Below are 11,777 nucleotides of genomic sequence, written 5' to 3' on the forward strand. Positions count from 1 at the left end.
TCCTCGCGGCGTTAGTGAAGTAGCTGCACTGACGTAGCTGCGCTAAAGAACCTGTAGTGAAGCACTTCACTCTGTGTTCGTTTATTTGTGTGAACACTATCGCGAGGGTCTGACAATTTTCGTCACCGAAGGTGAAGGTGCGGCCGAAATGCTGCGAGCAAGTCTTGACCGGAACCTATGGAATGGCCGCAAGGACCCCGGCAAGTTCCGTGATGGGAAGGTCACACCGCGTACCGCGGCAGATGTAGGCAGCGTCCAGTCCGTCGACAGGTCCGCGTCCGTCTAGGAGCGGTAATGAATCACGCTGTCCGGCAACCACAATTACGCCGCCTGGCACACCTCGTCGAACTGCTGATGCCATGTTCCCAGCACTGCCAGCAGCTTCCGCGATGGCAACCTGAACGGGTCCGGCCCCCTGAGCCAAGGCAACCGACAACCAATGCCCTGCCGACCTCGGTGCCTTTGCAAACAGGAGGCCAGCCCTGCGCAGGGTCGCATCGAGGAGTTCGCCGTACCGCGCACCATCCTCGTATGTGGGTGCCAACATTGACGCGAGCTGTAGGGCTTCGGCCGCCAATGAAGCGCCAGCCGGAGTTGCGCCGTCGGCCGGGTCCCGTGGACGCAACAGAAGTCCGTGACCGTGGGCGTCGTACCAGGCACCCTCGGCCTCCGGGTCGGCGAAATCGGCGATCATCAATTCGACAATTTCTAGGGCCGTTGTCCGCCAGGCGGTCTCGCCCGTCACCTGATGGAGTGTGAGCAACCCGGTGGCGAGCGCGGCATAGTCTTCCAGCCCGCCAAGCGGAACCGCGACGCGACCGTCAAGCGACGACCGGTGGATTTCACCATCCACCAGGTGCACATCGACGATGTTCCGTGCGCATTGAGCGGCACGCCCAATCCATTCAGGCTTGCCAAGGGCGGCACCCCCCTCCGCGAGCGCGGTGATGGTCAGGCCGTTCCACCCGGTCACCACTTTGTCGTCACGATCAGGTTGCGGGCGTTCGTCGCGGACGGCGAGCAGTCGCGCACGGACCGCCTTGTACCGCGACTCGTCGTCCGGGTCGGCGAGCAACTGCAGCGTCGAGTTGCCCGCCTCAAACGTGCCCGCATCCGTGACGGTGAACAGTTTCGCCGCCCACCCAGCATCGTCTTCACCTAGTGCGGCAACCAGTTCGTCCGGTCGCCACACGTAGGTAAGCCCCTCCACGCCTTCGGTATCTGCATCGAGGGACGACGCGAACCCCACTCCGGTCCACAGTTGCTGATTGAGGAAATCCGCCGTCTCGTCGGCTACTCGGAGAGCCAAGTCGTCGCCGCGCCGAGCCAGGTGTGCGTAGGCGCGCAGCAGGAGCGCGTTGTCGTACAGCATCTTCTCGAAGTGCGGAATTACCCAGTCGGGGTCGACCGTGTAGCGGGAGAAGCCCCCAGCGAGTTGGTCGTAGATGCCCCCGCGAGCCATCGCATGCGCGGTCCGAGTGGCAACCTCCGCCGCACCCTCAATGTCTGCGAGTTCACTCGCGCGGAGTAGGGCTTCGAGCAGCGCTGTTGGCGGGAACTTCGGCGCGCCGCCGAACCCCGACGACCGCGGGTCTTCATCGGCAATCACCGCGCGGACGGCATCGGCAAGCAGTTGCGAGTCCAACTGCGGGCCCTCGGGCAACGACTCAGCATTTGCTCGGAGATGATCAGCAATCTTCAATCCCGCGACCATCACTTCGCTGCGGCGCTCGTCCCATGTGCGCGTAATCGCATCCATCACATCGTCGAAGCCGGGCATCCCGCCGCGAGCTGTCGGCGGGTAGTACGTCCCGCAATAGAATGGGTCACCCTCGGCAGTGAGAAAGCAGGTCATCGGCCATCCACCCTGCCCGGTCATCGCGACCGTCGCTGCCATGTAAATCGAGTCAATGTCGGGCCGCTCTTCGCGATCGACCTTGATGCAGACGAAGTTGCTATTCATCTGCTCCGCGAGGGTGGGATCCTCGAACGTCTCGTGGGCCATCACATGACACCAGTGACAAGCCGCGTAACCGACGCTCAGCAGGACCGGAACATCGCGACGTCGCGCCTCAGCGAACGCATCGTCGCCCCATTCCTGCCAATGCACCGGGTTGGCCGCATGCTGACGCAGATACGGGCTTGAGGATTCCGCGAGACGGTTCATGATTTCCATCATCCCCCCAAGCCCCGCGGCTGCGATCTAACCGCGTTCGGCTGGTCCCCCGTCGTCCGGCCCGTCGGAAGCCGGGTTCGGCGATTGGTCCGAGGTCTTCGGATTGCGCCTTGTCGCGCCGTCGACGCGGTCAGTGCCTTCGTCGAACGCCTGATCGGCTTGGGGTTGGTCGGCGTCGAAGGTCTCCGGCAGCTTCTTCAGTTGCTTGTTCATCGAACGGATCAGCAAGAAGACTGCGATCAGCAGGACGATGATGATCAACAGGCCCCACGGTGATGCCTTGCCGAACTCAGGTCCGCGCGCGGGTTCCTCGGCCAAAAACTGCACGGCGTCCGACGTCAGGGACAGGACATTCATTTACTGCTCGATTCCGCTAAAGAGGTCGTTCTCGGGAAGGTCGGTCTGGACCCGAGTCTGCGCCAACTCAAACTCTTCGGTCGGCCACAGTCGCTGCTGCCATTCCAGCGGAACTGCGAAGAAGAATCCATTCGGATCGATCTGAGTGGCGTGCGCCCGCAGGGCATCGTCGCGCTGCGGGAAGTACTCGGCACATTCCACCTGCGTGGTGACGCGACCCATCATGTCGCCCTGGTTGCGCTGCCACTTGGCGAGCCATTCTTTGAATGGGCTCTCCTGGCCGGTCTTTTCGAACTCCTCGGAGAACGACAAGATGCGGTCGCGGATAAATCCGTGCGTGTAGTACATCTTCAACGGCGTCCAGGGTTCGCCAGCCTCGGGGTACGCGGCGGGGTCGCCAGCAGCGGTCCACGCCGCCATCGATACCTCGTGCGTCTTGATGTGATCGGGATGCGGATAGCCGCCGTTTTCGTCGTACGTGATGATGACGTGTGGCCGGAAGTCGCGGATCGCCTTCACCAACGGCTCAGTTGCCTCGTCGAGTGGCACCAGCGCAAAGCACCCCTCGGGGAGCGGCGGCAGCGGGTCGCCTTCAGGCAAACCGGAGTCGACGAAGCCGAGCCAACGGTGCTGCACACCGAGCGCCGCTGCGGCGGCAGCCATCTCTTCGCGTCGAACTTCCTCAATGTTTTCCATCACGCCCGGCTTGTCCATCGCCGGATTCAGGATGTCGCCGCGCTCGCCGCCGGTGAGCGTGGCAACCATCACCTCATGCCCCTCATCAGCGTATTTAGCCAGGGTTGCCGCGGCTTTACTCGACTCATCGTCTGGATGGGCGTGTATCGCCATCAATCGCAGCCCGTTCGCGCGTTCAGTCACGCTTCCTCACCTTCGCTAGCTTCTACTCAACATGGTAGGTATTGACGCGTGACTACATCAGACGGGGGCGGCGACCAGCAGAAGCCGCGCAGCGGTCCACGCGCGACATATCCGGCAGAACAGTCCGCTGGAAGTAAACGCACCTGGTTCGTCGTCTTGGCTTCCGTTGTTGTTGCCGCAGGTCTGGCGCTCGCCGTCTTAGGCTTTAACCAGTTTGGTGATCCGGAAGTTTCTGGACAGGCCACCGGCTACGAACTGCTGTCGTCGGACCGTGTTGCCGTCCAGTACACCGTCAACCGCGCCAACCCGGGCGATGCAGTGGTCTGCATCGTGCGCGCACGCGCCAAGGACGGTTCAGAAGTGGGTCGCCGCGAGGTTCTGATTCCCGCCGGAACCGACATCCAGGTGGGCGCTCGTGCCGAGTTGACCACGTCCGCGCCTCCCGTCATTGGTGAGGTCTTCGGCTGCGGCCTCAGCATTCCGCCTTACCTCGATTCGAAGTCGTGACCGCTAGCGGAAAAGCTGTTTTCGCGAAGCTGTCGAGCCCGTACTACCCGGCTCTGACAGCCCTCTTCGTCGGCGTGATGCTAATCAGCAATATCGCGGCGACGAAAGCTGTCGTCCTGTTCGACTGGCTGCAATTCGACCTCGGCCCCCTCCACGTCAACGGATTGGTGACCGACGGGGCCTTCTTCCTGTTCCCCCTCAGTTACGTGATCGGGGACGTAATTAGCGAGGTCTACGGCTTCCGCGCAATGCGACGAACCATCATGTCCGGGTTCGTCGTGATTGTTCTTGCGTCCCTGTGCTTTTGGGTTGCAATCGACCTCCCTGCCGCCAGTTTCTACGAGGGCCAGGCAGGCTTCGAATCGGTGCTCGGCACGGTTCCCCGGATCGTGTTGGCGGGCCTTGCCGGCTACGTGGTCGGCGAGACACTCAACTCGTATGTGCTCGTGAAGATGAAGGAACGCGCTGGCGAATCCCACCTGTGGGCACGCCTCATCGGGTCGACCGTTGTTGGCGAGTTCTTCGACACGCTGGTCTTCTGCTCGATCGCCGCGACAGCCATCGGCATCCGCACGTGGTCGGACTTCATCAACTATCTGGTGATCGGTTTTGTCTGGAAGACGCTCGTCGAAGTCCTCGTCATGCCGATCACTTACGCGGTGGTACGTCACTTGAAGCGTGCCGAACCGACCTATCGGTCAGGCCTCGCGGGTGTAAGCCAGGTCACCCCAAAAGTGCCATAGGCCACACGCGCTGGTACGCTGGGTGCTGCACGGCTCCGAAAGGGGCCGTGTTGCTGCATTTAAAGCAGTCCACTTAGCGGACAGCAAAGGAGACCACGATGACCGATCCAAACGTGACTTGGTTGACGCCGGAGTCGTTTGAGCGCTTGAAGGGTGAGCTCGACTCACTCATCACGAATCGGCCGGTCATTGCCGCCGAGATCAACGAGCGCCGCGAAGAAGGCGACCTCAAAGAAAACGGCGGCTATCACGCGGCGCGTGAAGAGCAGGGCCAGCAGGAGGCGCGTATCCGCCAGCTGCAGGACTTGTTGAACAAGGCGCAGGTCGGCGAAGCTCCGAAGCAGTCGGGCGTGGCCCTGCCGGGTTCCGTCGTCACCGTCTACTACGACGGCGACAAGTCCGACAAGGAAACCTTCCTGATCGCTACCCGCGAAGAGGGTTCAGGCGAGATCGAGATCTACTCCCCGAGTTCACCCCTCGGTGGTGCATTGATTGAGGCCAAGGTCGGCGAGACCCGCACCTACACGGTTCCCAATGGATCGACCGTGGAAGTCACTCTCGTCAGCGCAGAGCCCTACCAGCCGTAAGAGCGCAAATGCATCGGACCGGACCGCGAAGGCGTTCCGGTCCTTTTGCATGCTTGCAGTCGGCTAGGCGTCGCCGTTAGTGGAGTGTTCGTTTTCAGCCGCGAGGAGTTGCAGAAGTTCAGCTTCGACGTCTGAGAGCGCCGCGTTTGTTTCTTGTTCGACGGCCCGCCCCTCCAACCGATCTGATGCACCCGGCATCAGGTATATCGGTGGCACTCTCAGCGCCTCTGCGAGCCGGTAGATGGTCGACATCAGCGGGTCCGCGATGCCCGACGCCCCGTTGCTCGCCGCCCGCTCCAGATTCGACACCGCATTCCGGTGCAACCCGCACCGTTCGGCGAGCTGCTCCTGCGATAGCCCGCGAGCTTTCCTCACGGTCACTAACCGGTGCCCGAATGCGAACGCATAGGTGTCCCATTCGAGGGATCCATGTTGGTTCGGCAGCACAACAACCAATGTGTCGGTTGCACACTGGAATGTCCGCACACAGCATTGTGCAATGCTGCCAGCCTGCGCCGAGTCCCCGAAATCTGTTGTTGCAAAACCTAACTCACTTCCACTGCGGAGACCGTCGGCCCCGTACCCGACGGTCCCCGCCGCAGAATCCCCGCGCCAGAAAGTAGGTGTCCAGCCTCAGAGAGGCATCTTTGAAATCGTCGCCGCCGTGAACACTAGAGCACGGTCGCAGATCTCGGACGGAGGAACGGGATCGATGCCGTAGTAGCCAACCAGGGTGGTGACAGCGGCACGCCCTGATTGAACGTAGGTATCACAATTCTTGAGCCCATCGACATAGTGAACTCCGACATCACGTCTCGCCAGTTTACGGTCTTCAAGCCAGTTGTCATCGACTCCTGACTTGAGTGCCTTCTCAAAGGCCAGGCTGGGTGAATTTCCGACAATCTGCGAGATCCGCCACTGCGTGAATTCTTCCTTGGTCGCATACGTCCACGTACAACCCCGCAGTGTCTGTCCATCAGTAGCCGCAGCGTCCTCGACACTTTTCGCATCGATGTCGAGTCCTGAAAGTTCCGCAATACCTAACGCCGTGCAGGGTTCGTAGGTAGTTCCACTGTTTGCGCGACTCCATCTATGGGGATGCACAGTCTTAAATGGCAGATACCGGCCGTCGTCATCCTGCTGACGGATTTCTTGCGCAGTTTCATCCACCGCTGGGACCGCATTATGCGGTGAGCCGTCTACGGCCCCGCATCCCCCAATGATCACAACCAAAGAGGGCACGAGCACCCCCAGCCTCCTACCGAACACCACCTACCGCCTCGCCGTCGGCCGCTTCGATCGATGTCACGACACCTCGTGAGGCCACATCCAACGCGACTGCCGAGATTCGATTTGCCTCCAGATCCTGTATGCCTGAACGGATCACAGTCCTTAGCCGCTCGTAGAGTTCAACCCCCTCGACACACCCCATGCCGAAATAGTTTCGTGTTACGACGCCATCGAGTTGGGCTCGCAGCGCCCCCAACTCCCCCGCGCACTCCTTCGCGACCTCCGCGCGCTTCAGCCACACCTCGCGCAAGTACCTGAGCTCACTCATGGCGTCCTCTCGGGGGCGGCGCTGGCGTCGAGCGTTCCGTGAGCGGAGACCGTCACCCCCCAAACCTGGACGGTCTCCGCCACGGCATTCCCCATCGCCAGGAAAGTCTGTTCGTATGCTTATGAATTAGACGCAGCGGAAGGCCAATCGGTTCCACTTTGTCCGAAATTGGTAGAAACTTTTTTAGTTTCCGCAGGTCGCCCGCAGCTGGCGACAGTGAGAGCACGGTGTGACCGCTACACTTCGGGCCCATGGCATTCGAACTGCAGCCCTTCGACGAGTCGTACTTCGACACCGCACCCATGAAGTATATGATTGACGTGAACATTCCCGTCGGACCGGAAACCGCATGGGCAGAGTTCACCCGGCAGAACACGCTTGACTGGTGCCGTGCGCTCAAGTCCGTCACCTACACCTCGGCCGAACCGTACGCCATCGGCACCACACGTTCGGTTGCCCTGGCACCTGGCTTCGTGAAGATGAACGAACTCTTCTTCATTTGGGACGAAGATGCCGAGAACTCGACGTACCGTCACGCGTTCCACGGCGTCGAGGCAAACATTCCCGGGCTCGCGAAGTTTGGCGAGTACACCGAGGTGTCCCCCGCCGCGCATGGTTCACGACTGGTGTGGAAGTTCGCGATGGAACTCAGCGGCGCCAGCCTGCCGTCGTTCCTGTCAGGCCCCATTTCGGCGGGTGCTTTCGGCACCGTCAAGAACGACACAATCAAGCACTTCGCATCGCTTTAACCATCCGGCCGGCCACCTCGAATACTGTTCAGCGTCAACCATTCTCGCAGTTGAGAAAGGCGCAAGATCGTATGGCAAACCACTAATACAAACCGGCTTGTCGGAACTGCTTATCAGCGTGGCACCGGGTTACCGGTTCGCAGTGCGAAACCATGAGCGCCTATGTCGCCTACGTCTACGACGATTCCGGCAACCGCAAATCACTTGGACCGACGACTCGCGCAAAAAACAGCGTCGCCCACGACTGCCAGGTCGTGAGCGACGCTGCTGCATGAGCAGGTGGTGCGTCTAGCCGAGTGCTTGTCGTACGTCCTCGAGCAGGTCTGCGGCGTCTTCGATGCCGACCGACAGTCGGACAAGATTGTCGGGCACTTCGAGCAATGAACCCGCGGTGGAAGCGTGGGTCATGGCACCGGGGTGCTCAATCAGCGATTCGATCCCGCCAAGCGACTCCGCGAGGGTGAACACCTTCGTCTTGGCGCAGAAATCGAGTGCGGCTTCCCGGCCACCGGCCAACTGCACCGAAATCATGCCGCCAAAGCGACGCATCTGCTTCGCGGCCGCCTCGTGCCCCGGGTGATCGGCAAGACCCGGGTACAGGACTTTCTCGATCTTCGGGTGCGAGCTGAGGTATTCGACGAGGGCCTCGGCATTGTCGCAGTGACGCTCCATGCGAACCGCGAGCGTCTTGATGCCACGCAATGTCAGGTACGAATCGAACGGGCCGGGAACAGCGCCGGCACCGTTCTGCAGGAAGGCGATATCGGCGTCGAGCTTCTCGTCGTTGGTAATGATCGCTCCACCAACAACATCCGAGTGCCCGCCCAGGTACTTCGTCGTCGAATGAACAACCACGTCGGCCCCCTGGGTGAGCGGCTGCTGCAGGTACGGGGTCGCGAAGGTGTTGTCGACAACCAGCTTGGCACCAGCAGCGTGCGCTACTTCGGCGATCGCCGCGATGTCGCCAACGTTGAGCAACGGGTTGGTCGGCGTTTCGACCCACACCAGCTTGGTCTGCGGGGTAATTGCCTGCGCAATCGCGTCGGTGTCGACGACGGGCGCCACCGAGTATGTGATGCCCCATTCGGAGAACACCTTGTCGATGAGACGGAAGGTGCCACCGTAAGCATCGTTCGGGATCACGATGTGATCGCCGGGGCGCAAAATGGCCCGCAGCAGCGCATCGGTGGCGGCCATGCCGGACGCGAAACCGCGACCAAACTGGCCTTCCTCAATCGCCGCGATGTTGGCTTCGAGCGCGCGCCTGGTCGGGTTGCCGGTGCGCGCGTACTCGAACCCGTCACGCATGTTGCCGACGCCGTCCTGCGCGAAGGTTGAGCTCGCATAAATCGGGACGTTGACCGCACCTGTACGACTGTCAGGATCCCAACCTGCGTGGATCGCCTTGGTCGAAAATCCCTGTTCAGCCACTACTTCTCTCCTTGCTCACGGACGGCGATGGGGTGCGTGCTCGCAAATGCGAGCAGATCGTGACGAGTGATGACACCGATCGGCTTGCCGTCTTCCACCACCATCAACGCATCGACGGTGCTCAAAGCTTCCATCGCGGTCGAAACGGGCTCGCCAGCACCGATGAGACGGAACGGTTCACCCATGTGCGCGGAGACCGGATCGGCCAAGTTGGCACGACCTTCAAAAACAGCGCTGAGCAGGTCCCGTTCGGAGACGGCACCGGCCACTTCCCCGGCGGTGATGGGCGGTTCCGCGCCGACGACGGGCATTTGCGAGACGCCGAATTCGCGGAGAATTTCGATGGCGTCGCGCAGGGTTTCTTGCGGGTGGGTGTGGACGAGGTCGGGCAGCGAACCACCCTTGCCGCGCAAGACGTCACCAACGATCGACTCGGGCGAGGCGACGCCATCGAGCGGGGTACGGAGGAAGCCGTAACTGCTCATCCAATCGTCGTTGAAAATTTTCGACATGTAGCCGCGACCGCCGTCGGGCAGCAGAACTACGACTACCGCGTCGGGGCCTTCACGTTCGGCCACCTGTAGTGCCGCAACAACAGCCATGCCGCACGAGCCGCCGACCAGGAGACCTTCTTCGCGGGCCAGTCGGCGAGTCATCTCGAACGAGTCGGCGTCGGAGACAGCGATGATCTCGTCGGGCACCGTCGGATCGTAAGCTTCGGGCCAGAAGTCTTCACCAACGCCCTCGACGAGGTAGGGCCGTCCGGAGCCGCCGGAATACACGGAGCCTTCGGGGTCGACACCGACGACCTTGACACGGCCTTCGGAAACTTCCTTCAGGTAGCGGCCGGTGCCGGTGATGGTGCCGCCCGTGCCGACGCCAGCCACGAAGTGGGTGACCTTACCGTCGGTATCGCGCCAAATCTCCGGACCGGTGGTCTCGTAGTGGCTCAGCGGTCCGTTCTGGTTCGAATACTGGTTGGGCTTCCAGCCTCCCGGGCGCTCAGCCGCGAGGCGGTCGGACACGTTGTAGTAGCTGTCCGGATGCTCTGGCGGGACCGACGTGGGGCAGACGACAACCTCTGCGCCATAGGCGCGCAACACGTTTCGTTTGTCTTCAGCGACCTTGTCCGGGCACACGAAGACGCACTTGTAACCGCGCTGCTGGGCGACCAGCGCCAGTCCGACACCGGTGTTGCCGGAGGTCGGTTCGACGATGGTTCCGCCAGGCTTCAGTTCACCGGACGCCTCGGCGGCGTCGATCATGCGAGTGGCGATGCGGTCCTTGGAACTACCACCGGGGTTCATGTACTCAACCTTGGCTGCCACCAGCCCCGAACCGGGTTTGACGACTTTGTTGAGTTTGACGAGCGGAGTGTTTCCGACCAGGTCTACGACGTGATTGGCGATGCGCATACTGACCATCGTCCCATCTGCGTCGAAATGCCGCCCGATCGGGCGGTTTTCCGATGTCAGGTAGCTGGCATGTCGGACACCTAGAGTAATCTCGATCTCATGTCTGAAGCTGTCATTGTTTCCACTGCCCGTTCCCCGATCGGCCGCGCCGGTAAAGGCTCGTTGAAGGACATGCGTCCCGACGACCTCGCCCGTCAGATGGTCGCCGCCGCACTCGCCAAGGTGCCCGAACTGAACACCGCCGATATCGAGGACATCCACCTCGGCATTGGTCAGCCCGGCGGCCAGGGCGCATACAACATCGCCCGCGTCGTCGCCGTCGAACTCGGCCTCGACCACGTTCCCGGCGTGACCGTGAACCGCTACTGCTCCTCGTCGCTGCAGACCACCCGTATGGCAATGCATGCCATCAAGTCCGGTGAAGGCGATGTCTTTATTTCTGGCGGTGTCGAAAGCGTCTCGAGCTTCGGCGTTTCCGGCGGCGCAGACGGTGCCCCGAATTCCAAGAACCCGCGTTTCGACGACGCCATGGAGCGCAGCGCTAAGGCCGCCGAGGGTGGCGCAGGCGCGTGGATCGATCCCCGCGAAAACGGCATCATCCCGGACGTTTACATCCCGATGGGCCAGACCGCCGAGAACGTCGCCTCCATGACCGGCATCTCCCGCGAAGATCAGGACCGCTGGGGCGTCCTGAGCCAGAACCGTGCAGAGAAGGCCATCAACGAAGGCTTCTTCGCCCGCGAGATCACCCCCGTCACCCTGCCTGACGGCTCCACCGTCAGCACCGACGACGGCCCCCGCGCCGGCACCACCTACGAGAAGCTGTCGCAGCTGAAGCCAGTCTTCCGTCCCGATGGCACCATCACCGCCGGTAATGCTTGCCCGCTGAACGACGGTGCTGCGGCGCTCGTCATCATGAGCGACACCAAGGCCAAGGCCCTTGGCCTCAAGCCGCTGGCTCGCATCGTCGCCACCGCGGCGACCGGTCTGTCGCCGGAGATCATGGGCTTGGGCCCGATCGAAGCTGTCCGCAAGGTGCTGCGCGTGGCTGGCATGTCGATCTCCGACATCGACCTGTTCGAGATCAACGAAGCCTTCGCTGTCCAGGTGCTGGGTTCGGCCGCTGAGCTGGGTATCGACCACGACAAGCTGAACGTCTCCGGTGGCGCTATCGCCCTCGGCCACCCGTTCGGTATGACCGGTGCCCGCATCACCACCACCCTGATGAACAACCTGAACACCTACGACGGTCAGTTCGGCATCGAGACCATGTGTGTCGGTGGCGGCCAGGGCATGGCCATGATCCTCGAGCGTCTCTAAGGTTTAGACCTGCTCTAAGCAATAAGCGGACGGCCCCGGAAGTCACTTCCGGGGC

The 11,777-nt window shown here is 61.8% G+C and carries 14 protein-coding genes; 6 read left to right on the top strand and 8 right to left on the bottom strand.

The features are described from left to right. Positions 1 to 175: 175 nt before the first annotated feature. From WBA38_RS15210 to mca, 3 genes are read right to left on the bottom strand one after another with little or no spacing between them, the layout of a single operon-like run. Complete coding sequence (locus WBA38_RS15210; protein ID WP_424323040.1) at positions 176 to 2,167, bottom strand: thioredoxin domain-containing protein; 1,992 nt, start codon at positions 2,165 to 2,167, stop codon at positions 176 to 178. A gap of 36 nt (positions 2,168 to 2,203) precedes the next feature. Then, complete coding sequence (locus WBA38_RS15215) at positions 2,204 to 2,533, bottom strand: hypothetical protein (protein ID WP_424296333.1); 330 nt, start codon at positions 2,531 to 2,533, stop codon at positions 2,204 to 2,206. Continuing rightward, complete coding sequence (gene mca / locus WBA38_RS15220; protein WP_424323050.1) at positions 2,534 to 3,382, bottom strand: mycothiol conjugate amidase Mca; 849 nt, start codon at positions 3,380 to 3,382, stop codon at positions 2,534 to 2,536. A 78-nt stretch (positions 3,383 to 3,460) separates the two neighbouring features. On the opposite strand from mca, the gene WBA38_RS15225 reads away from it, so the two are divergent. The 3 genes from WBA38_RS15225 to greA all read left to right on the top strand — a co-directional run bounded on the left by WBA38_RS15225 (position 3,461) and on the right by greA (position 5,249). After that, positions 3,461 to 3,919, top strand: coding sequence for a DUF4307 domain-containing protein (locus tag WBA38_RS15225; protein WP_424296331.1), 459 nt, complete (start codon positions 3,461 to 3,463; stop codon positions 3,917 to 3,919). After that, entirely contained in the window at positions 3,916 to 4,662 is a 747-nt protein-coding gene (locus WBA38_RS15230; protein ID WP_424323041.1) for a queuosine precursor transporter, read from the top strand. The genes WBA38_RS15225 and WBA38_RS15230 overlap by 4 nt, the downstream gene beginning before the upstream one ends. A gap of 98 nt (positions 4,663 to 4,760) precedes the next feature. Further along, complete coding sequence (greA, locus tag WBA38_RS15235) at positions 4,761 to 5,249, top strand: transcription elongation factor GreA (RefSeq protein ID WP_424323042.1); 489 nt, start codon at positions 4,761 to 4,763, stop codon at positions 5,247 to 5,249. A 63-nt stretch (positions 5,250 to 5,312) separates the two neighbouring features. Here greA and WBA38_RS15240 read toward each other — a convergent pair whose 3' ends face one another. From WBA38_RS15240 to WBA38_RS15250, 3 genes are all read right to left on the bottom strand, one after another. After that, positions 5,313 to 5,696, bottom strand: coding sequence for a helix-turn-helix domain-containing protein (locus WBA38_RS15240; RefSeq protein WP_424323043.1), 384 nt, complete (start codon positions 5,694 to 5,696; stop codon positions 5,313 to 5,315). A gap of 186 nt (positions 5,697 to 5,882) precedes the next feature. Further along, the gene (locus WBA38_RS15245) at positions 5,883 to 6,521 is read right to left on the bottom strand and encodes a DUF3558 family protein (protein ID WP_424323044.1); all 639 of its coding nucleotides are present in this window, start codon (positions 6,519 to 6,521) and stop codon (positions 5,883 to 5,885) included. After that, a complete protein-coding gene (locus WBA38_RS15250; RefSeq protein ID WP_424323045.1) occupies positions 6,508 to 6,807 on the bottom strand; it encodes a hypothetical protein in 300 nt (99 codons plus the stop codon). The genes WBA38_RS15245 and WBA38_RS15250 overlap by 14 nt, the downstream gene beginning before the upstream one ends. 251 nt (positions 6,808 to 7,058) lie before the next feature. Between WBA38_RS15250 and WBA38_RS15255 the strand changes: the two genes are divergently transcribed. Both WBA38_RS15255 and WBA38_RS15260 read left to right on the top strand, forming a co-directional pair. Then, positions 7,059 to 7,556 carry an SRPBCC family protein gene (locus WBA38_RS15255; protein ID WP_424323046.1) on the top strand — a complete coding sequence of 166 codons (498 nt, stop codon included), beginning with the start codon at positions 7,059 to 7,061 and terminating at the stop codon, positions 7,554 to 7,556. 152 nt (positions 7,557 to 7,708) lie between these two features. Next, positions 7,709 to 7,831, top strand: a complete 123-nt coding sequence (locus WBA38_RS15260) for a hypothetical protein (RefSeq protein WP_424323047.1) — start codon at positions 7,709 to 7,711, stop codon at positions 7,829 to 7,831. Between the two features lie 13 nt (positions 7,832 to 7,844). Here WBA38_RS15260 and WBA38_RS15265 read toward each other — a convergent pair whose 3' ends face one another. Both WBA38_RS15265 and WBA38_RS15270 read right to left on the bottom strand, forming a co-directional pair. Next, on the bottom strand, positions 7,845 to 8,987 hold the full coding sequence (locus WBA38_RS15265; RefSeq protein ID WP_424323048.1) for a cystathionine gamma-synthase: 1,143 nt from the start codon (positions 8,985 to 8,987) through the stop codon (positions 7,845 to 7,847). After that, positions 8,987 to 10,402: a cystathionine beta-synthase gene (locus tag WBA38_RS15270; protein WP_424323049.1), complete on the bottom strand. Its 1,416-nt coding sequence runs from the start codon at positions 10,400 to 10,402 to the stop codon at positions 8,987 to 8,989. Before WBA38_RS15270 ends, WBA38_RS15265 begins: the two co-directional genes overlap by 1 nt. 99 nt (positions 10,403 to 10,501) lie before the next feature. On the opposite strand from WBA38_RS15270, the gene WBA38_RS15275 reads away from it, so the two are divergent. Then, positions 10,502 to 11,722, top strand: a complete 1,221-nt coding sequence (locus tag WBA38_RS15275) for an acetyl-CoA C-acetyltransferase (protein ID WP_424294484.1) — start codon at positions 10,502 to 10,504, stop codon at positions 11,720 to 11,722. Positions 11,723 to 11,777 lie beyond the last annotated feature (55 nt).

The organism is Gordonia sp. (in: high G+C Gram-positive bacteria), assembly GCF_049647785.1.
In the GTDB taxonomy this organism is placed as follows: domain Bacteria; phylum Actinomycetota; class Actinomycetes; order Mycobacteriales; family Mycobacteriaceae; genus Gordonia.

What these genes read in the sequence shown, in the direction of transcription:
- WBA38_RS15270 (WP_424323049.1), bottom strand. Translation starts at nt 10,402, where the DNA reads ATGCGCATCGCCAATCACGTCGTAGACCTGGTCGGAAACACTCCGCTC.
- WBA38_RS15275 (WP_424294484.1), top strand. Translation starts at nt 10,502, where the DNA reads ATGTCTGAAGCTGTCATTGTTTCCACTGCCCGTTCCCCGATCGGCCGC.
- WBA38_RS15210 (WP_424323040.1), bottom strand. Translation starts at nt 2,167, where the DNA reads ATGAACCGTCTCGCGGAATCCTCAAGCCCGTATCTGCGTCAGCATGCG.
- mca (WP_424323050.1), bottom strand. Translation starts at nt 3,382, where the DNA reads ATGGCGATACACGCCCATCCAGACGATGAGTCGAGTAAAGCCGCGGCA.
- WBA38_RS15250 (WP_424323045.1), bottom strand. Translation starts at nt 6,807, where the DNA reads ATGAGTGAGCTCAGGTACTTGCGCGAGGTGTGGCTGAAGCGCGCGGAG.
- WBA38_RS15215 (WP_424296333.1), bottom strand. Translation starts at nt 2,533, where the DNA reads ATGAATGTCCTGTCCCTGACGTCGGACGCCGTGCAGTTTTTGGCCGAG.
- greA (WP_424323042.1), top strand. Translation starts at nt 4,761, where the DNA reads ATGACCGATCCAAACGTGACTTGGTTGACGCCGGAGTCGTTTGAGCGC.
- WBA38_RS15260 (WP_424323047.1), top strand. Translation starts at nt 7,709, where the DNA reads ATGAGCGCCTATGTCGCCTACGTCTACGACGATTCCGGCAACCGCAAA.
- WBA38_RS15255 (WP_424323046.1), top strand. Translation starts at nt 7,059, where the DNA reads ATGGCATTCGAACTGCAGCCCTTCGACGAGTCGTACTTCGACACCGCA.